The organism is [Ruminococcus] lactaris ATCC 29176, assembly GCF_025152405.1.
GTDB lineage: Bacteria > Bacillota > Clostridia > Lachnospirales > Lachnospiraceae > Mediterraneibacter > Mediterraneibacter lactaris.
On record NZ_CP102292.1, the window covers coordinates 2,379,461 to 2,398,190 of the forward strand.

At 43.6% G+C, this 18,730-nt stretch carries 21 protein-coding genes and 1 riboswitch; of the genes, 3 read left to right on the plus strand and 18 right to left on the minus strand.

The annotated features are described in order from the left end of the window. Window positions 1-55: 55 nt before the first annotated feature. The 7 genes from NQ541_RS11040 to NQ541_RS13265 form a co-directional block, all read right to left on the minus strand. The gene (locus NQ541_RS11040) at window positions 56-1,738 is read right to left on the minus strand and encodes a phospho-sugar mutase (RefSeq protein ID WP_005609087.1); all 1,683 of its coding nucleotides are present in this window, start codon (window positions 1,736-1,738) and stop codon (window positions 56-58) included. A gap of 144 nt (window positions 1,739-1,882) precedes the next feature. Next, window positions 1,883-2,371, minus strand: a complete 489-nt coding sequence (locus NQ541_RS11045) for an HD domain-containing protein (protein WP_023920732.1) — start codon at window positions 2,369-2,371, stop codon at window positions 1,883-1,885. Between the two features lie 118 nt (window positions 2,372-2,489). Beyond that, window positions 2,490-2,630 carry a hypothetical protein gene (locus tag NQ541_RS11050; RefSeq protein WP_005609089.1) on the minus strand — a complete coding sequence of 47 codons (141 nt, stop codon included), beginning with the start codon at window positions 2,628-2,630 and terminating at the stop codon, window positions 2,490-2,492. Window positions 2,631-2,926: 296 nt separating this feature from the next. Continuing rightward, the gene (locus tag NQ541_RS11055; protein WP_005609090.1) at window positions 2,927-4,123 is read right to left on the minus strand and encodes a nucleotidyltransferase domain-containing protein; all 1,197 of its coding nucleotides are present in this window, start codon (window positions 4,121-4,123) and stop codon (window positions 2,927-2,929) included. Window positions 4,124-4,144: 21 nt separating this feature from the next. Next, window positions 4,145-4,411, minus strand: coding sequence for a PqqD family protein (locus tag NQ541_RS11060; protein WP_005609091.1), 267 nt, complete (start codon window positions 4,409-4,411; stop codon window positions 4,145-4,147). Between the two features lie 12 nt (window positions 4,412-4,423). Beyond that, entirely contained in the window at window positions 4,424-5,134 is a 711-nt protein-coding gene (locus tag NQ541_RS11065) for a hypothetical protein (protein WP_005609092.1), read from the minus strand. Between the two features lie 129 nt (window positions 5,135-5,263). Continuing rightward, window positions 5,264-5,449, minus strand: coding sequence for a hypothetical protein (locus NQ541_RS13265; protein WP_081442918.1), 186 nt, complete (start codon window positions 5,447-5,449; stop codon window positions 5,264-5,266). Window positions 5,450-5,601: 152 nt separating this feature from the next. Between NQ541_RS13265 and NQ541_RS13270 the strand changes: the two genes are divergently transcribed. The 3 genes from NQ541_RS13270 to NQ541_RS11085 all read left to right on the plus strand — a co-directional run bounded on the left by NQ541_RS13270 (window position 5,602) and on the right by NQ541_RS11085 (window position 7,529). Continuing rightward, window positions 5,602-5,829 carry a hypothetical protein gene (locus tag NQ541_RS13270; protein WP_081442912.1) on the plus strand — a complete coding sequence of 76 codons (228 nt, stop codon included), beginning with the start codon at window positions 5,602-5,604 and terminating at the stop codon, window positions 5,827-5,829. Between the two features lie 3 nt (window positions 5,830-5,832). Beyond that, complete coding sequence (locus NQ541_RS11080; RefSeq protein ID WP_005609147.1) at window positions 5,833-7,023, plus strand: IS630 family transposase; 1,191 nt, start codon at window positions 5,833-5,835, stop codon at window positions 7,021-7,023. A 95-nt stretch (window positions 7,024-7,118) separates the two neighbouring features. Continuing rightward, window positions 7,119-7,529 carry an RrF2 family transcriptional regulator gene (locus NQ541_RS11085; RefSeq protein ID WP_005609096.1) on the plus strand — a complete coding sequence of 137 codons (411 nt, stop codon included), beginning with the start codon at window positions 7,119-7,121 and terminating at the stop codon, window positions 7,527-7,529. A gap of 139 nt (window positions 7,530-7,668) precedes the next feature. Here the strand turns inward: NQ541_RS11085 and NQ541_RS11090 are convergent, their stop codons facing one another. The 11 genes from NQ541_RS11090 to NQ541_RS11140 form a co-directional block, all read right to left on the minus strand. Beyond that, the gene (locus tag NQ541_RS11090; RefSeq protein WP_005609097.1) at window positions 7,669-8,361 is read right to left on the minus strand and encodes a response regulator transcription factor; all 693 of its coding nucleotides are present in this window, start codon (window positions 8,359-8,361) and stop codon (window positions 7,669-7,671) included. Then, complete coding sequence (locus NQ541_RS11095; RefSeq protein WP_005609099.1) at window positions 8,354-9,409, minus strand: sensor histidine kinase; 1,056 nt, start codon at window positions 9,407-9,409, stop codon at window positions 8,354-8,356. Before NQ541_RS11095 ends, NQ541_RS11090 begins: the two co-directional genes overlap by 8 nt. A gap of 142 nt (window positions 9,410-9,551) precedes the next feature. Then, complete coding sequence (metK, locus tag NQ541_RS11100; protein ID WP_023920724.1) at window positions 9,552-10,745, minus strand: methionine adenosyltransferase; 1,194 nt, start codon at window positions 10,743-10,745, stop codon at window positions 9,552-9,554. Between the two features lie 441 nt (window positions 10,746-11,186). Beyond that, window positions 11,187-11,289: riboswitch (SAM riboswitch) on the minus strand. 147 nt (window positions 11,290-11,436) lie between these two features. Then, on the minus strand, window positions 11,437-12,594 hold the full coding sequence (locus NQ541_RS11105) for a glycerate kinase family protein (protein ID WP_005609107.1): 1,158 nt from the start codon (window positions 12,592-12,594) through the stop codon (window positions 11,437-11,439). Beyond that, window positions 12,591-13,226, minus strand: coding sequence for a thiamine phosphate synthase (locus NQ541_RS11110; protein WP_005609109.1), 636 nt, complete (start codon window positions 13,224-13,226; stop codon window positions 12,591-12,593). Before NQ541_RS11110 ends, NQ541_RS11105 begins: the two co-directional genes overlap by 4 nt. Then, the gene (thiH, locus tag NQ541_RS11115; protein ID WP_181973198.1) at window positions 13,219-14,424 is read right to left on the minus strand and encodes a 2-iminoacetate synthase ThiH; all 1,206 of its coding nucleotides are present in this window, start codon (window positions 14,422-14,424) and stop codon (window positions 13,219-13,221) included. The genes NQ541_RS11110 and thiH overlap by 8 nt, the downstream gene beginning before the upstream one ends. A gap of 89 nt (window positions 14,425-14,513) precedes the next feature. Continuing rightward, window positions 14,514-15,290 carry a thiazole synthase gene (locus NQ541_RS11120; protein WP_005609113.1) on the minus strand — a complete coding sequence of 259 codons (777 nt, stop codon included), beginning with the start codon at window positions 15,288-15,290 and terminating at the stop codon, window positions 14,514-14,516. A 32-nt stretch (window positions 15,291-15,322) separates the two neighbouring features. Next, window positions 15,323-15,958 (minus strand): sulfur carrier protein ThiS adenylyltransferase ThiF, encoded by a 636-nt coding sequence (gene thiF, locus NQ541_RS11125; protein WP_005609115.1) that lies wholly within the window; start codon window positions 15,956-15,958, stop codon window positions 15,323-15,325. A 3-nt stretch (window positions 15,959-15,961) separates the two neighbouring features. Continuing rightward, window positions 15,962-16,159: a sulfur carrier protein ThiS gene (thiS, locus tag NQ541_RS11130; protein ID WP_044940022.1), complete on the minus strand. Its 198-nt coding sequence runs from the start codon at window positions 16,157-16,159 to the stop codon at window positions 15,962-15,964. A gap of 407 nt (window positions 16,160-16,566) precedes the next feature. Beyond that, entirely contained in the window at window positions 16,567-17,679 is a 1,113-nt protein-coding gene (locus NQ541_RS11135) for an ABC transporter ATP-binding protein (RefSeq protein ID WP_005609121.1), read from the minus strand. A gap of 3 nt (window positions 17,680-17,682) precedes the next feature. After that, window positions 17,683-18,723, minus strand: coding sequence for a FecCD family ABC transporter permease (locus NQ541_RS11140; protein ID WP_005609123.1), 1,041 nt, complete (start codon window positions 18,721-18,723; stop codon window positions 17,683-17,685). Window positions 18,724-18,730: the final 7 nt, after the last annotated feature.

Sequence of the window (18,730 nt, forward strand, 5' to 3'; positions counted from 1 at the left end):
TTTGGATTCGATGATCTAAAGTCTGCTTCGTTGGTAAATAGATTCTCTTTTCTTCTTATACCAGCATCGGTTCGATTGCTGCTGCCAGTTTCTCTTTTTCAGCCTCAGCCTCAGCAAGGTTCTTACCAAGCGTTGTATAATAAATCTTGATCTTCGGTTCTGTTCCTGAAGGCCGGACAATGACTGTCTCGTTATTCTCCAGCTTATAGATCAGAACATTCGCTGCCGGAAGACCTGTCTCCTCCGGTTTCTGATAATCCGTTACATTCACAACCTTATATCCTGCAATCTCTGTCAGTGGATTCTCACGAAGTCCCTGCATGATAGCTGCCATCTTATCCATTCCACTGAGTCCCGGGAACTCAAAGCTGTCTACCTTGTTGAGATAACGTCCATACTGGGCATAAATCTCTTCCAGTCTCTGCTTCAGTGAACTTCCGATACTTCTATAGTAAGCTGCCATCTCACAGATCAGCATGGAACCGATCACGGCATCTTTGTCACGTACATATGGTCCTGCCAGATATCCGTAGCTCTCTTCAAATCCAAAGATAAAACGATCGACCTCTCCGGCATCTTCCAGTCTGGCGATCTGATCACCGATCCACTTAAATCCTGTCAGAACGCTGCGGAGTTCTACTCCGTAATGCTCTGCAACCGCATCTGCCAGTGGAGTAGAAACGATGGACTTCACAGCCACCGGCTTCTCCGGCATCGTTCCCTTCTCAATGCGACCTGCACATATGTAGTCCAAAAGAAGAACTCCCATTTCATTTCCGCTGACAAGCTCATAAGAACCATCCGGGCATTTCATTGCAATTCCTACACGGTCTGCATCCGGGTCTGTCGCCAGCATCAAATCTGCCTCTGTCTCTTCTGCAAGCTTCAATCCCAGCTCCAATGCCTCGAAAATCTCCGGGTTCGGATAACTGCAGGTTGTGAAATAACCATTCGGATACTCCTGCTCCGGAACAAACGTGATATCTGTAATGCCGATATCTTTCAATACCCGGGTAACAGGAACAAGCCCTGAACCATTCAACGGGCTATACACCAGTTTCAGTCCTGCTGTACTGCAAAGACCCGGACGCACCTGACGAGACTCAATCGCTTCATAAAGAGCCTTCTTGCAGTCATCTCCCACAAAACGGATCAGACCTTCCTCAACGCCCTCTGCAAAGGACATATATTTAGCTCCAGTCAGAACATCCGTCTTCTGAATCTCTTCGTATACGATCGCTGCTGCATCATCCGTCATCTGACAGCCATCCGGTCCGTATGCTTTGTAACCATTATATTTTGCCGGATTGTGGGACGCTGTCACCATAACTCCTGCATTACACTGATAATAACGTGTCGCAAAAGAGAGTGCCGGAACCGGCATCAATGCATCATAAATTCTTACTTTGATCCCATTGGCAGCAAGAACACCTGCAGCAGTCTTTGCAAATACATCACTCTTGAGACGGCTGTCATAACTGATCGCAACAGTCTGCGTTCCACCCTGCGTCTTAACCCAGTTTGCAAGTCCCTGCGTAGCCTGTCGTATCACATAAATATTCATGCGGTTTGTTCCGGCTCCAAGTACACCGCGAAGTCCAGCTGTTCCAAACTTCAGTGCAACTGCAAAACGTTCCTTGATCTCATCATTATTTCCTTCGATTCTGGATAACTCCGGCTTCAGATCCGGATCTTCAAGATCTGCTGCCAGCCAACGCTTAAACTCTTCCTGATACATACTTATCACTCCTACCTACTTTTTCTACTAGCTTGTCCGAGACAACACCAACCATAATATACCATGATTCTTATTTAACATCAATAAAACTCCGGCATTTTAAACCGGAGTTTTGATGAAATTTATTCTCATTTTTCGACGTTTTTATGTATCTTCCTGTCGGAGCAGAAACTCTTTTGCAAGAAAATATTTCTCCTGTCTTCTCAAATCCCTCTCTGTCACTTCAATCAGACGGGTCAGATCGCTGTTATGTTCCAGATCTGCCAGTTTAACTTTTCTCGCAATCTGATTTCCACTCAGTCGTTCAATATAAGCCATATATGGTACATCTTTCTCTCTGGTCAGCAGCCTGACTGCCTCCAGCACACCTGTCGGAAACCCCTCTGCCTCAAGTTCTTTCAGTGTCCACTTCGTATCTTCCACCACATCATGCAGCAATGCAGTACAGATTTCCTCTTCTGTCTCCATCTGCTCCGCAAGATGGATCGGATGAAAGACATATGGTACACCGCTTTTGTCCATCTGTCCCTCGTGTGCGGCATAACAGATCCGCATCGCCTTTCTTGTCAGGGCGGTATAACGGCCTGTGGTGGATGACGGAATAGTTTGTCTATAGGTATTTTCTTCTTTCATGGTATTGCTCCCGTTCTTCATGAAATGCTATTTCAGTTCAAAGAAGCTCTGATAATAAATCATCAGAGCTTCTTTTGGTTCACAGCATTCTATATGCGGTCTTATCTAAAGGTAGATTTTAATAATATCCTGTCCAGATTCCTTCATCAGCATCCTCCCTATCATCAACTGCTATACCACTTGTAGAGCTTGTATCCATATGGATCTTATCGAAAGCAATTACCTCCATTTCAAGTTTCTCATAACTCTCTTTTTTCATGTTGCACATCTCCTCCTAAATAAAATATTATATTCAAAGTATAAATTATTTTACAGTTACTAATACTTGGTAATGTAAGCGTTCCATTCTCATATGTATACAACCTTGTCAGGAGCTTTCACTGTGATATCAATTAGTTTCTGCAATCCGTAGGCATCAAAGTCGGGGGCTTTTGACCCCGACATCACATATACATTATATCCAACAGTGGCTACATTATCAAGAGCCTCTTCCCATAAAACTTTAGCTCGCCATTTTTAACAGTTACTGCACAATTTTTATCTAATTCGGAACGGTTAATCGCTTTCAAACAATTCCAGAGCATCCATCACTTTTTTTACTTTCTCCAATCTATCTTGTTCTATATTTGTAGACTGCAGGGTCGAAGTGATTTTGTCCTTACGCCATACTATTGTTCTGAAAATCCGTTGTATCCATGCCACCGGAAGAAGAAATGGAAATTTCTCCAGATATAAATACTGTTCTTGCATTCCTTCATATGGTAAAAAAATAATTTCCAGTTTGCTGCGTATCTTTCCTACAGAAAGATTTTGATTTTTTCCACCCAATTCAACAACATGACTTGCATGATAATTTTTTATAGTTCCATAAGTTCCACTGTCTACAATAAACTCTGTCAATTCATCATACAAAGGTGTAGTTTTTTCTGTGCCAAACCAGACTTCACTTAATTGCCGCATCCAATATTCAAATTGACTTAAATGCAGTTTTTTTAGTTCTTCTTTCACATAATCCCAATTCAGTTCTTCCTTCTTTTTATCAAGGAAAATCTTGATATCAATTATGGAGCGGATTCCACTGCCTCCAAGTTTTATATGCTTTGCAAGATGCACAAGCATATAAATATAGTAATCTTCCCATGAAAATTCATAAATGGAAGTATATCCTTTTTTAAGATGAACTTTGGTCGTCCATACATCTTTATAATATTTTTCAGCGACAGGATCTCCATCTGTTAAATGATGATGCATCTCCACATTCATAAATGGCTTTCGCTGATAAACATCATGATGTGGACCGTCGTGATCAAATACATACCCCTTAGACACCAGTACTTTTTCTATTTTTTCCTCATCACCTTGTCTGTAAAAAATATCCAGATCTGACATGGTTCTAAGACTGGAATCCGGATAAAACTCTTTCATATAAATTCCTTTTAGAGGCACGCAATCTATCTTATCCTTTTCAAATGCATCCAATATCTCATCAATGGAGTACTTCTGCACAGCATCTTTTGCCCTCTCGATCTGCCACAATTCTTCTAGTTTTCCGATCATCTTTTCCGGTATTTTATCTTTTGAAGAAATCTTTTCCAATCCTCTACAGAGAATCGTATGGATTTTATGCTCCCGGCTGATCCGATAGATCAGTTTCCAGTCTGCCTCCGCATTTATTTCAAATTCATCACTGTCGAACAAACTAACCCGAATGATCTGAAACAAAATTTTGCACTGTGCTTTATCATACATCATCTATTTTTCTCCTCGTAATGATCAGACTTCCAGTATCCCCGCTTTACTAAGATTTTCTATAAAAGTATTTACATCTGCTTCTGCATCTTCTCTACTTGCATCATATTTCTCCAAAAACAGATCGATCAATTCCTGTTTTGTCCTCTCTTCTGAGAGACATTCCCATAAAAATCCTCCGGTCACATTCATCTGTATCATTCCCTGAAATCCCTCTGGCTCGCCTCCTACCGGAAGAACTACATATCTTCCGGCAAGTTCTTTCATAATATATCCTTTTTTTAACTTCATTTTGCTCCTTCTTTATCCCTTCATTGCTTCATATGACATCTTTACAGCTTCTTCTGATATATCACACTGCATTCTATAGACCGGAACTTCTCTAAGAAGCTGATCCATAATCTCCATCATCTTTCCAAGGTATTTTTCATTCTTTGGACGGATCGTCTGCTGAAGAATCAGAGGGATTGCCTCTGCCGGCTGAATCTGCCGTATCCGATTCTCTCCCCGTTCAAGCATACAGATTCCCTGAAGTTTTACTTTCTTATTTACATTCTCATCGGTTTTCCCACTAAAAGGTGTTCCATATGCATACCATCCATCTTCCAGTCGTCTTAGAACCGGTTTATCATCATTAATTATAATCGCCTGATCTGCACCAAAATATTTTTGCCACTGCTTCGTATGTGTCGATTTTCCTGTACCACATGGAGCAGAAAATAAATAGGCTTTTCCATCCACTTCGACCGCAGATGAGTGAATCATGATACCACCGTATTTTAAAATTTTTCTATTAAATTCAGCTCCAACATAAACGTATTCTAGTTTTTCACAGGTAATTTCTGGATGCATTTTTTGCTTTTTTTTATAATATGCATCCGACTTATACCCTAAATATATACATGAATTTTCACTTTCTCCATGAAACCGCTCTTCATATGGTTTTATTTTCTTTTGCATATACATATAATTCGGCTCATATTTCACAAAACAATCAGCAATCTTATAATACATCCTTTTCCCCTCTCATCTGCTTTTGTTACAATCACATTTGAAAATCTGTGCCTGTCCATTCTGTTTCCATCCCGCAAAAGTCTGTCCTTCTTTTTCTTCTGCGGTTACAGTAATCTTATGATGTCAGGGTCAAAAGGTCTGACACCACGTGTGCCTGCACACTGGTGGTAGAATGACCTTGAGGCCCGCCCCGATATGAGCATAAAAGTGGGGCGTAAGCACCATGATATGCGAATAGCGGGTAGGATTGTGGGAGTGCGTAGCACGAAACAATCCGTTGGCATCATTGTTGGGGGCTTTTGACCCCAACATCATCTTATCATTATACTGTCCTCTTGTATACTCTTTTCCATCAACTGCATTCTGCTTTTTGTCTGATTCGGAACTTTTTGTACTTTTGCACAAGTTAGTCAATTATATTTTTCTTTTTCCTACAAATTCACTTTGAAATAGGGTATTATAATAAGATGTCGGGGTCAAAAGCCCCCGACTATGATACCTACGGATTGTTACGCACTACGTGCTCCCACAATCCTACCCAACATTCGCATATCGTGGTGCTTACGCCCCACTTTTATGCTCATATTGGGGCGGGTCACAAGGTCATTCTACCACTAGTACAAAAGTTTTTAAATAAATGGACTATATTTCTTTTCTGTAGTATACTGTTCTCATCAAATCAAAAGGAGCATTAAACTATGGGAAGAAAAGCATCCACTATTAATCTTAGCGAGGACGAACGTTTATATCTTGAAACTCAGATGCGTGCAAGAACAATTCAAGCCCAGACAGTAATTCGGGCAAGAATTTTACTACTCAAAGCAGAAGGTATTTCAGTTGACCATATTGCAGACAAAGTAGGAATGAATCGCAAAAGCGTCATGCTCTGTATCAATAAATACCTTGAGGGTGGTGTGGAAAATGCTCTGTTTGATGCACCCGGTCGTGGCAGGAATGCTGAAATAACCGATGATGAAAAAGCCTGGATAATAAATATCGCCTGTCAGAAGCCTGTCAATCTTGGATATTCAGCAGAAGTATGGACGCGTGCTCTTCTTACAAAACATATTAATAAATTTGCCGAAGAAGCAGGTCATACAAGGTTGTCAACAATCAGTCAGTCAAAGGTCCGCACAATACTGGAAGAAGCGGATATTAAGCCTAACAAAATAACTTATTACTGCGAAAATCGTGACCCTGATTTTGACCAGAAAATGCATAATGTTCTTCTTGTATATAAACAATTGTCTTTACAGTTTGACGAGAAGGGACAGCTCATTCCGTTTAAGGAGGATGAACAGGTTGTACATGTACTTTCCTATGATGAAAAACCCGGAATTCAGGCAATTGCCAATACCACAGAAGACCTCTTGCCGGATGAAAATCACAAGACGGTCAGCCGTGATTATGAATATAAACGTCTTGGAACTATTTCACTGCTTGCTGGAATCGACTTACAAACAGGGGAGGCAATTCCGCTTGTAAAAGATAAACACAGCAGCAAGGAATATATTGAGTTTCTAAAAATACTTGATTCAAAATATCCGGAGACTGACCGGATTCGTCTGGTATTGGATAATCTGAAAGTTCATTCTTCAGAGGAAACCCGAAAATACCTTGCGACAAAGCCGGGAAGATTTGAATTTGTGTTTACTCCCAAGCATGGTTCATGGTTGAATCTTGTTGAGGGATTCTTTAGTAAACTCACACGTCAGATGCTAAAAGGCATACGTGTAAAAACTAAGGATGAACTTGTGCAGCGTATCTATAGATACTTCGATGAAGTAAACGAACAACCTGTCGTATATCACTGGAAGTATAAGCTTGAAGAAATTAATTCAAGTGAAGAGGTGGTGGTTGATACGTTGCCAATTCAAAAGTCCAGTTAATTAATAACGGTTATACTAGTGTGCAAGCACACGTGGTGTCAGACCTTTTGACCCTGGTATCATAATAATAACGAATCAACGTAGGAGGAATAATTATGATTATATCTACCAGGGGAAGATATGCACTTCGTGTCATGATTGATCTGGCCGGACAAGATCCGAATACTTATACGCCACTCAAGGAAATTGCAGCACGGCAGGAGATTTCTGAAAAATATCTTGAAAATATTCTCAAGTCTCTTGTTACCGGTGGCCTGATCTTTGGACTTCGCGGAAAAGGCGGTGGCTATAAGCTCACTAAGAAACCGGAGGATTATACTATTTCTTCAATTCTCCGTCTCACAGAGGGATCACTTGCACCGGTGGCATGTCTTGAAGAAAATGCGACTGAATGTGAAAGGGAAGCGGTTTGCCCTACCCGCCCACTTTGGAAAAAACTGGATACACTGATCCAGGATTATCTTGGCAGTGTCTCACTGAAAGACCTGATTGATGGGACTGTCTGACAAAAAAGAACGTTACTCCCGAATGACTGCACATCCATGGAGTAACGTTCTTTCTTTTCTATAACTATCTTTATGCCAGACTTCCGCCTGTCTTATACAAAATTTTCCGCTCTGCTTTCCTCTCTCTTTTTAACTTCTCTTATACCTTGAAGCGGTATCCGACCCCCCAAATTGTCTCAATGTACTGTGGATGAGATGTGTCATATTCAATCTTTTCACGGATCTTTTTAATATGTACGGTAACTGTTGCAATATCTCCTATTGACTCCATATCCCAAATCTCACGGAATAATTCTTCCTTTGAATAAACATGGTTTGGATGTCCTGCCAGAAACGAAAGCAGATCGAACTCTTTTGTTGTAAAGGAACGTTCCTCACCGTTCACCCATACACGTCTCGCTGTCCGGTCGATCTTAAGTCCGCGGATCTCTATCACATCATTCTGTTCCACAACACTTCCGATCAGACGCTCATATCTTGCAAGATGGGCTTTCACGCGTGCGACCAGCTCGCTTGGACTAAACGGCTTCGTCATATAATCATCCGCACCAAGTCCCAGTCCACGGATCTTGTCAATATCATCTTTCTTCGCTGAAACCATAATAATTGGAGTATTTTTCTGCCCCCGGATCTGACGGCAGATTTCAAATCCGTCAACTCCCGGCAGCATCAGATCTAAAATAATCAGGTCAAATTCTACGGCAAGTCCTCTCCGAAGACCTGTCTCTCCGTCATTTGCTACTTCTACTTCAAATCCACTCAGCTCCAGATAATCTTTCTCCAGATCTGCAATGCTTTCTTCATCTTCCACGATCAAAATACGTTTACTCATTCACCGGTACCTCCTGATACTTCCTTATTACAAAATACATCGTAGTACCAACGCCCTCTTCGCTGGTAGCCCAGATATTTCCGCCATGCTCCTCCACGATCTTCTTCACGATCGAAAGTCCGATACCACTTCCTCCTTTTGAAGAATTTCTTGAAGCATCCGCACGATAGAACCGGTCAAAGATAAACGGCAGATCCTTTGCCGCAATCCCTCTTCCATTATCTCCCAGCTCTATCTGGATAAAATCTCCCACGTCCTTTACATCCATCGTAATCTCCACTTTCGGTTTATCTGTATACTTCAGCGAATTTGATACGATATTATTGATGACTCTTCTTAACTGTTCCGGATCTACGATCACTTTACAGTCATCATCCATAAAGTTTCGGTATGTAAACTCTGCCCCTTTTGACTCCAGCTCCACACTCAGATCTTCTGCACAGTCTCCAAAATAACCTTTTGCAGAGATCGTTGTGAAATTATATGGAATCCTGTTCGTATCGATCTTGGAGTAAAGGGTCAGCTCATTGATCAGAAGATTCATCTCATTAGCCTTATTATAAATGGTTCTGATGTATCTGTCCATCTTTTCCGGTGTATCTGCCACACCATCCATAATTCCTTCCACATAACCTTTGATCGCTGTGATCGGAGTCTTCAGATCATGTGAAATATTACTGATCAGTTCCTTATTTTCCCGGTCAAACGCAACCTTTTCCTCTGCCTGCACCTTCAACCGAAGACGCATTTCCTCAAAATCCCTGCAAAGCTGCCCGATCTCATCATCATTTTCTGCTTTAATCTCAAAATCCAGATTTCCTTCTTTGATATTCCTTGCCGCTTTCTGTAATTTTTGCAGCGGCACTGATACCGCACGATAAATCCATATGATCAACAATGCTGCCGTGATGGATACGACGATCAGATACATCTGCTGGATCTCCGTTGCCTTTTCCGGTACAAATGCCCTTGTCATCACTCCGGTAAAAAGCATCGGAAATACCATGACCACCATAAATACGATAACGAGTTTTGTCTTAAGCTTCATTTGCAGCTCCTTTCCGAAAATCGAGTATGATTAACGAAAGGTGCCTGAACCTTTTCAGGAGATCAGACACCTTCTTTTGATACTTCTGCTTATTTTACAGATTCTACAAATATTTCTTTCATTTTTGAGATATTCTTTCACTTTACAGATATTTCTTTAAATCTTCTACCTTGTCAAGTTTCTCCCACGGAAGATCCAGGTCATTACGTCCAAAATGTCCGTAAGCGGCTGTCTGCTTGTAGATCGGTCTTCTCAGATCCAGCATCTTAATGATTCCTGCCGGGCGGAAATCAAAATTCTCACGAAGGATCTCAACCAGCTTTGTATCAGATAACTTTCCTGTACCAAATGTATCAACTGCGATAGAAGTCGGCTGTGCCACACCGATCGCATAAGAAAGCTGGATCTCACATTTCTTTGCAAGTCCTGCTGCTACAATATTCTTTGCTGCATAACGTGCTGCATAAGCTGCAGAACGGTCTACCTTTGTGCAGTCTTTTCCTGAAAATGCTCCGCCACCGTGACGTGCCATTCCACCATAAGTATCAACAATGATCTTACGTCCTGTCAGTCCACTGTCTCCGTGAGGTCCGCCAATTACAAACCGGCCTGTCGGATTTACAAAGAATTTCGTCTCATCATCTACCAGCTCTGCCGGGATGATCTCATCGAATACATACTTTTTGATATCCTCATGAATCTGCTCCTGAGATACTTCCGGGTCATGCTGCGTAGAAAGCACAACTGCATCCAGACGCTTTACAGAACCATCTTCATTGTACTCTGCAGTTACCTGAGTCTTTCCGTCCGGACGCAGGTAAGTCAGCGTTCCGTCTTTGCGAACTTTAGTAAGCTGAAGTGCAAGCTTATGTGCCAGTGCGATCGGATATGGCATATACTCTTCTGTCTCATCAGAAGCATAACCGAACATCATTCCCTGATCTCCTGCTCCAATGGCTTCGATATCTTCATCTGACATCTTATTTTCTTTTGCTTCCAGAGCCTTATCAACTCCCATTGCAATATCTGTTGACTGCTCATCCAATGTTGTGAGTACACCGCAGGTATCTGCATCAAAGCCATATTTTCCTCTTGTATATCCGATCTCGCGAACTGTATCACGAACGATCTTCTGGATATCTACATATGCTTTTGTAGTGATCTCTCCCATAACCATAACAAGACCTGTTGTACAGCATGTCTCACATGCAACACGGCTCATCGGATCCTGACGCATTAACTCATCCAGAATCGCATCTGAAATCTGATCACACATCTTATCCGGATGTCCCTCTGTAACTGACTCAGATGTAAATAAAATCTTTTCCTTTTCCATAAGTTCTCCTTTCACTCACTTTCTCTTCTGCTTACTGCTTTCACGTAATATCGCCTTCGTCCGCCTGACCTGCCCCGCGGAACCTCGATTCCGCTTCGCTTCATCTCGGTCGCGGGCGGCCTGCTCTTCTTCCGGTACAGGTTTTCTGACTGCCTCCGCCTGACCTGCCCCGCGGAACCTCGATTCCGCTTCGCTTCATCTCGGTCGCGGGCGGCCTGCCCTTCTTCCGGTACAGGTTTTCTGACTGCCTCCGCCTGACCTGCCCCGCGGAACCTCGATTCCGCTTCGCTTCATCTCGGTCGCGGGCGGCCTGCCTATACCCTGGCAACTCTCTGTCTGCTCACGCAAGCGTGGCAGCCAATGAGTTGTCAGGGTGCAGGTCAGGCTTTAATACGCGAAAACAGTCCGCATAAGGCGGACTGTCAATCTATCGTAACAATCCTCTTATTGTTCGAGTAACTCGCTCAGGTTGGCACCTTCCTTTATAATGTGGGGTTGCCGCAGCTTCTTAGATCCTTTGTATCTCCACTGCTCTGAATAAGAGAAAGTTTCTTTATTAAATTAGTATTTTACTTTCGTATCAGACTATACAACGCATTGTCTATTATGTCAATATAGTTTAGAAAACTTTCATTATATTTTCTTATCTATGACTTCCCAGTAACCATACTTTGGGAATCCATTTCACAAGTCAAAATACCGACACGCTGCCTGTACCTGCCCGCCACAACCGGTACACCTGCTCTGCCGTATCTGCCAGGTTTCTCTTTGCATTTTCATTTTTCATGGCTTCTTCCAGTGTAACCACATTTCGCAGAATCGGAAAAAATGCATCGATTCCATGTTCATTGCATTTTTCTGCATCCACTCCGGCTGCCCCGGTAAATGCGATCACAGTCTTTCCGTATTTCTTTGCAAGTCCGGCTACTCCTATCGGTGCTTTCCCCATGGCGGTCTGTCCGTCCATCTGTCCTTCTCCGGTAATCACCAAGTCTGCTTCTCTGATGTACTCTTCCAGCCGGGTTTCTTCTAAAACAATCTTGATCCCTGACTCTAAAACTGCATCGGTAAATGTCAGAAATGCAAATCCCAGTCCTCCGGCTGCCCCGGTTCCTGCCTGCTGCGGATCTGCTTTCGGGAATTTTTTTCCTGCCAGTGCCGCATAATTTTCCAGCCATTGATCCATCTCCACAACCATGGACGGAGTTGCCCCTTTCTGCGGACCAAAGACAGCACTGCACCCCTGCTCACCGCATAGGCTGTTCGTTACATCACACGCTATACGGAATCTGCACTCCTTTAATTCCTGCAGAACATGCGTCTCCGTGATCGTTTCTAAAACTTTCAGCCCTCTCGCTCCGAAGGGAATCTGGTTTCCATTTTTATCGAGGAATCCGTATCCAAGTGCCTGCAGCATCCCTGTTCCACCGTCATTGGTTGCACTTCCACCAATGCCGATAATGAATCGCCTGCAGCCTTTTTTGATGGCATCCCGGATCACTTCACCGACACCATATGTTGTCGTATAGAGCGGATTTCTTTTTTCATCTGGAACGAGTGTGATCCCGGCCGCACCTGCCATCTCAATCACGGCTGTCCCGGAAGCTTCAATAATTCCATATTCGCATATGACCGGTGTTCCCAGTGGTCCTGTTACCTGTACCTGCTGTCTGCTCCCGTTCATTCCCGACGTCAGTGCTTCTACCGTTCCTTCACCACCATCTGCCAGCGGTCTTACGAGTACTTCTGCCCCGGCATCTGCCCTGTGGATTCCTTCTGCCACAGCCCTTCCGGCCTCCATGGATGTCATACTGCCTTTAAACGAATCTATCGCTGTTACAATTTTCATTCTGCTTTTCCTTCCTCTTCTGACAGCGTCATCATTCCTGACATAATGCAGCCACCCTTTGCTCCGGCTTTGGCGAGTTCTTTCCACTGCTCCGGCTCAAAATGGATCCCACCGATCCCATAGACCGGCAGCCTCACTGCATCACAGACTTCTTTCAAAAATCTGATTCCCCTTGGAGGAACGCCTTTCTTACAATCCGTCACATAAATATGGCCTGCCACCAGATAAGATGCCCCCAGCTTTTCCGCTTCAACCGCTTCTTCCACCGAGTGAACCGAAGTCCCTATCTGATAAAATGTTCCGCTGCCCTGATTTTTCTCCTGTATCACAGCCTGATTCACCAACTGCCGCAGCACAGGAAGTGGGAGATGAATCTGGTTACAGTTTAATTTTACCGCAATTTGCCAGAAATTGTGAAGAATACATGGAACTTTATACGTTTCACAAATTTTCATTACCTGTCCGGCCAGTTGTTCATACTCCGCTTCTGTCAGATCCTTTTCCCTTAAAATCAGTGCTTTGGGATGCCATTCGCATACTATTTTGATCTGCTCAAGGAACGGTCTTTTGCACAAATGCCGGTTGCTGACTGCGATCACATTTTCGCAGTACTCCTGATTTTCCTTATACATAGATATAATCGCTCATAACCGGCTGAAGATGATTTGTCAGCAGTGCATCATAAACTTCCTTCACTGACCGTCCATCGGAAATCTCAAACTGGTCATCGCCTTTCTCTTCAATTTCTTCCACGTGACCTCCAATTCCTGTACTGACCCCGGCAGAAATTTTCGTCGCTGCAATCTGAACAAGATGATCTCTTACCCGTTCGCATTCCCTTGTCGAAACCGTAATGCTGGCAAATGGCATAAATAACCGGTATGCACAGACAACCTGCAGAAGCTGTTGTTCATGCACATCCATCGGATTGATCCGGTCATTATTGATGATCGGACGAAGTCGCGGACAGGAAAATGCAATCTCAGCATGGGGATATTTTCTTTGAAGAAGATATGCATGATATCCTGTCGCAAATGCATCTTTTCTGAAATCATCCAGTCCCAGCAAAGCACCGAACCCCACACCACGCATTCCGCCCATTAATGCACGCTCCTGTGCATTGACACGATACGGATAGATTCTTTTATGCCCTGCCAGATGCAGTGTCTCATATTTATCTGAATTATAAGTTTCCTGAAATACTGTCACATAATCTGCTCCACACTCATGCAGATAAGCATACTCATCTGAATTGACCGGATAGATCTCAAGCCCGATTACTTTGAAATATTTTCTTGCGATCTTACATGCCTCTCCAATATATTCTACATCCGATTTGCTCCGGCTCTCACCTGTCAGGATCAGAATTTCCTGCAGTCCTGTCGCTGCGATCGCCTGCATCTCTTTTTCGATTTCTTCTGCATTCAGCCTTGCTCTGTTGATCTTGTTATGGCAGTTAAATCCACAGTAAATACAATAATTTTCACAGTAATTCGCAATGTAGATCGGAGTGAACATATAGACGCTGTTCCCAAAATGCTTTCTTGTCTCCACCTGTGCCGCCTGTGCGATTTCCTCCAGATATGGAAGGGCTGCCGGGGACAGAAGTGCCTGAAAATCCTCCGGTGTACGCTGTGAATGTGCCAATGCCCTTTTTACATCTGCTGCCGTATACTGGTCATAATCATACGCATTCATTTTTTCCACAACCTGATCCAGTATTTCCGATCCAATGTCCTCCATTCCCGGAAGGTATGTCATATGGTCGATCCGGTTTTTCTTCTGATCCTCCAGAATTTCCTTACTCAGAATGCTCTCATTGATATGCATCTCATGGGTATGTCTATCTTCCCTGGTCTGTGTGCTTTCCTGTGTATGTGTATCTTCCATTGTATTTGTATGTTCCATTCTGCTGCCTCCTAATCCTGAAGAAATCCTGTCAGTGGTGAGGACGCACTACCGCCCCGCTCCATGGTTCTTCCCAGTCCTGAAAGATACGCATTTCTTCCGGCCTCGATCGCTTTTTTGAAAGCTTCTGCCATCATCGGCACATCTCCTGCGGTTGCGATCGCTGTATTTGCCATCACAGCATCTGCTCCCATCTCCATTGCTTCACATGCCTGAGATGGCCGCCCGATCCCTGCATCCACAATCACCGGAATCTCAATTTCATCGATCAGGATCTGAATAAACTCTTTCGTACTCAGTCCTTTATTGGAACCGATCGGTGCTCCCAGTGGCATCACGCATGCCGCACCTGCATCCACCAAAGCTCTTGCCACATTCAGGTCAGGATACATATATGGCATGACAACAAATCCTTCTTTTGCCAGTATTTCCGTTGCTTTTATCGTTTCATAATTATCTGGCAGTAAATACTTTGAATCATGAACCACCTCGATCTTAACAAAATCTCCGCATCCTACTTCTCTTGAAAGTCTTGCGATTCGCACTGCCTCCTCTGCAGTTCTTGCTCCTGACGTATTCGGCAGAAGTGTGACATTTTCCGGGATATAATCCAGGATGTTGGCAAGTCCTCCCTCATTCGCCCGGCGCAGAGCCAGTGTGATGATCTGTGCATCTGCTTTTTCAATACAGGCTTTCACCAGTTCCAGTGAAAATTTTCCTGATCCTAAAATAAACCGGGAAGTAAATTCATGACCTCCCAAAATTAATTTGTCTTCTGCTGTCTTCATTTTTTAATTTCTCCTTCTTTTTTATTTTCTCTTTAAGCCTCTTCTTCTCCAAGAATCAGTCTTGTGATCATATTTGCCTCATGGGCGGCACAGACCGCAACTCTCGCTGCCATCAGCCCCCTGCCATATTCCGGCTCACTCACCCTGTCACCACAAAGGTAAAAATTTTTCATCAGCCTCTGCGTTCGGATCGTATTACTGCTTCCATAACCTGCCATTCCGGTTGCAGAAACTAATTTCTTTTCTGGGAAATGTTCCAGTATCCCGTTGACCAGCATTGCCTTTGCCTCCGGTCTGTCGAAGGCCTCACAGACGATCGGTGCATCAGCAAAAAGTTCCTGTAAATTTTCTTCCGTCACCTTCACTGTATCTGTTCGGATGTCTAAATATGGATTGATTCGCTCCAGCAGAGATTTCAGTGCATCGGTTTTATACATTCCGATCTGATCGATAAAATACTGCTGCCGGTTCAGATTTGTGATATCCACCACATCAAAATCGATCAGATGCAGATGCCCTACTCCGATCCTTGCCAGTGCATATGCCACATTTGATCCAAGACCTCCCAAACCTGCGACTGCTACATGACCTTCTGATAAAAGCTTCTGCTTTTCCGGTGAATGACGCTCATTCAACGCTTCTATAATTTCTTCTTTTGTTAATATCATTTTTCAGCCTCCTCCAACAAATGTCACGATTTCCATACTGTCACCATCTTTCAGACGGGTCTCTGAGTATTTGTATTTTGGAAGAATCTCTCCATTTAACTCCACAGCGATCCGGTTCATCCGATAACCATTTTCTTCAAGATAATCCGCAACCGTCTGCTCTTCCTGACCTTTTACTTCTTTTCCATTTACTGTAATCATTTTCTCCTCCTTCTGCTCTTTCCTGCACCTCATCTTGTGCGTCCCGCTGAGTGTTCTTACATATCACGGAGACACTCATCCTGGTATAGGAAACAATCTACTGGATCTTTTGCCATATGCCCGACAACAAAAAAAGAAGTCCACAAAGAACTACACCCGCGGTGGTGTACCCCTTCATGAACTTCTGTCCACTCTAAATCAGTATCTCTATTTATTTTCAGCAAGATTTAGTATAAAAGACTTTCCTGAAAATGTCAATCTTTTACGTCCGGCTGTTTGTGTCAAGTAAACGTTGGCAACTTCCTCATTGTTTTTCTTGAATGATATTTTTGGTGCTAGAATCGGTTTACGTTTACCATTTAAGCTTTGATTAGTGCCATGCTCGGCACACATAAAAAAGCGGCACACTATTTTAGTGTACCTGCTCTTTCTAACTTTCCAAGTCTCTCTGCCTGCTCCAGAAGTTCCCCAATCCTGCGGTTATACGTTCCGATCTGCACCCCGGCATCGATCACTCTTCCACATCGTTCTATCATTTTCTCTGCACTTGCAAAGGTTTCATCCGAAATTTCCTCAAAAGCTTTTTCTGTGATCACTTCAACTGCAAGCTGCCTTGCCAGCTCGCAGTCAATATCATTTTCATACAAAATGCCGGCTGCAAAAGGAATCCTCTCTTTTCTCAGTTTCCTGTATACCGGGATTCCGCTGCCGCCTGAAGAAATGACCAGCACTTCCGGCTCTCCCTTTATTCCCGGCAGTTCAATACTTCCAAACCTGGGATCAAAGGACCCGTTCGTTATCCCATATAAGTCACGGATGATCTCTTCCTGAAATACCTCTTCCGGCTTTCCGAAATGGGAGATATTTTCTCCTTGCACGCATACGATCTTGTCTGATACTTTCTGTGCAAGGTCGATTTCATGCAAAGACATGATCACCGTCATTTTTTTCTCTCTTGCCATTTTTTCCAGGATTGCCAGAAGCTCCAGCTTATGCTTCACATCCAAAAAGGAAGTCGGCTCATCCAGGATCAGGATTTCCGGCTCCTGACAGATTGCCCTCGCCAGTAAAACTCTCTGCCGCTGTCCATCGCTGATCGCATTGAAATCCTGGTTGCCCAGTTCCTGTGCATGGACTGCCTCCATTGCTTCTTCTACCAGTTCTTCATCCCGCTTTGTCAGGATTCCAAGTCTGCCGGTATACGGATACCGCCCGGTTGCCACAATATCATGACAGTTCATCAGTTCTGTCTTGATCCGCTCGGTAAGAACCACAGCCATTTTGGAAGATAACTCTTTATACGACAGTTCCATCAGGGATGTATCATCAAAAAATACCGTTCCACCGATCAGCTTCAACTGTCTTGTAATACTTTTTAAAATCGTAGATTTTCCAGAGCCGTTTGGCCCGATCAGCGTCACAATCTCGCCTTTGTCTATCCCAATATTGATATCCCGGATCAACGGATTTCCATGATACCCGACTGCCAGGTCTTTTAACTGAAAATAAAAATCCGCCATACACTACCTTCCCTTCTCCCGTTTCACCATCATATAAATGACGATCGGTGCACCTAAAATGGATGTTACCGTACTGATATTCAGTTCCACCGGTGCAAGTGCCATTCTTGCGATCAGGTCACAGATCATACAGAAAACCGCCCCCGCAAAGAATGTTCCCGGAATAATCACGATCGGCTTTGATGTTCCGAACGCTTTTCTTGTCAGAAACGGAACTGCGATTCCCACAAAGGAGATCGGTCCTGCAAATGCAGTTACACTTGCGGACAGCACACTGGAAAGCAGGATCAGTACCACCCGGAAAACTTGAATATTCACACCCATACTCTGTGCATATGCTTCACCAAGCTGGTAGGCACTGACCGGTTTCGACAACAGGAACGTGCATACAAATGCGATCCCGACTACCACTGCCGCCACCTGCACATTGCTCCAGCTCATTCCTGAAAAACTTCCCTGCGACCAGCCATGCAGATTGACAATGTCTGAATCATCTGCAAATGTGACAACAAAATCTGTGATAGCAGAACAGATATAACCGATCATGATTCCCCCGACCAGCAGTGCCGCCATATGATGTACTTTTTTTGACATCAGAAGAATGAACCCCGTCGAGATCAGCGATCCGATAAACGCTGCCACGATCAGTGTATACGATGAAAAATGACCAATATATTTTAAAAAAATGATCATCGTCAGTGCTACGACCATTTTTGCCCCGGAAGAAATTCCAAGGACAAACGGTCCTGCAATGGGATTGGCAAAAAATGTCTGCAAAAGGAAACCGGACAAAGATAAGGCTCCTCCCAGCATCGCTGCCATCAGGATTCTCGGAAGGCGGATTCTCCAGATAATACTGTATTCCGTTGCCGCCCCGTCACGCAGAAAAAGAATCCTGAGGATCTTAGGAACGGAAATATGCACATTTCCTGTATTGATATTGAGTACCACTGTCACTGCAAATGCAATCACAAGCCCTGAAAATACAGCTATGTATCTGGCTCTCCGTCTGAGATTTTCTCCGTGAAAACTTGTATCTTTCATAGTTTCT

Bases quoted from the DNA above. Each gene is read 5' to 3' on its own strand.
- NQ541_RS11040 (WP_005609087.1), bottom strand. From the start codon at position 1,738: ATGTATCAGGAAGAGTTTAAGCGTTGGCTGGCAGCAGATCTTGAAGAT.
- NQ541_RS11045 (WP_023920732.1), bottom strand. From the start codon at position 2,371: ATGAAAGAAGAAAATACCTATAGACAAACTATTCCGTCATCCACCACA.
- NQ541_RS11050 (WP_005609089.1), bottom strand. From the start codon at position 2,630: ATGAAAAAAGAGAGTTATGAGAAACTTGAAATGGAGGTAATTGCTTTC.
- NQ541_RS11055 (WP_005609090.1), bottom strand. From the start codon at position 4,123: ATGATGTATGATAAAGCACAGTGCAAAATTTTGTTTCAGATCATTCGG.
- NQ541_RS11060 (WP_005609091.1), bottom strand. From the start codon at position 4,411: ATGAAGTTAAAAAAAGGATATATTATGAAAGAACTTGCCGGAAGATAT.
- NQ541_RS11065 (WP_005609092.1), bottom strand. From the start codon at position 5,134: ATGTATTATAAGATTGCTGATTGTTTTGTGAAATATGAGCCGAATTAT.
- NQ541_RS13265 (WP_081442918.1), bottom strand. From the start codon at position 5,449: ATGATGTTGGGGTCAAAAGCCCCCAACAATGATGCCAACGGATTGTTT.
- NQ541_RS13270 (WP_081442912.1), top strand. From the start codon at position 5,602: ATGTCGGGGTCAAAAGCCCCCGACTATGATACCTACGGATTGTTACGC.
- NQ541_RS11080 (WP_005609147.1), top strand. From the start codon at position 5,833: ATGGGAAGAAAAGCATCCACTATTAATCTTAGCGAGGACGAACGTTTA.
- NQ541_RS11085 (WP_005609096.1), top strand. From the start codon at position 7,119: ATGATTATATCTACCAGGGGAAGATATGCACTTCGTGTCATGATTGAT.
- NQ541_RS11090 (WP_005609097.1), bottom strand. From the start codon at position 8,361: ATGAGTAAACGTATTTTGATCGTGGAAGATGAAGAAAGCATTGCAGAT.
- NQ541_RS11095 (WP_005609099.1), bottom strand. From the start codon at position 9,409: ATGAAGCTTAAGACAAAACTCGTTATCGTATTTATGGTGGTCATGGTA.
- metK (WP_023920724.1), bottom strand. From the start codon at position 10,745: ATGGAAAAGGAAAAGATTTTATTTACATCTGAGTCAGTTACAGAGGGA.
- NQ541_RS11105 (WP_005609107.1), bottom strand. From the start codon at position 12,594: ATGAAAATTGTAACAGCGATAGATTCGTTTAAAGGCAGTATGACATCC.
- NQ541_RS11110 (WP_005609109.1), bottom strand. From the start codon at position 13,226: ATGTATAAGGAAAATCAGGAGTACTGCGAAAATGTGATCGCAGTCAGC.
- thiH (WP_181973198.1), bottom strand. From the start codon at position 14,424: ATGCATATCAATGAGAGCATTCTGAGTAAGGAAATTCTGGAGGATCAG.
- NQ541_RS11120 (WP_005609113.1), bottom strand. From the start codon at position 15,290: ATGAAGACAGCAGAAGACAAATTAATTTTGGGAGGTCATGAATTTACT.
- thiF (WP_005609115.1), bottom strand. From the start codon at position 15,958: ATGATATTAACAAAAGAAGAAATTATAGAAGCGTTGAATGAGCGTCAT.
- thiS (WP_044940022.1), bottom strand. From the start codon at position 16,159: ATGATTACAGTAAATGGAAAAGAAGTAAAAGGTCAGGAAGAGCAGACG.
- NQ541_RS11135 (WP_005609121.1), bottom strand. From the start codon at position 17,679: ATGGCGGATTTTTATTTTCAGTTAAAAGACCTGGCAGTCGGGTATCAT.
- NQ541_RS11140 (WP_005609123.1), bottom strand. From the start codon at position 18,723: ATGAAAGATACAAGTTTTCACGGAGAAAATCTCAGACGGAGAGCCAGA.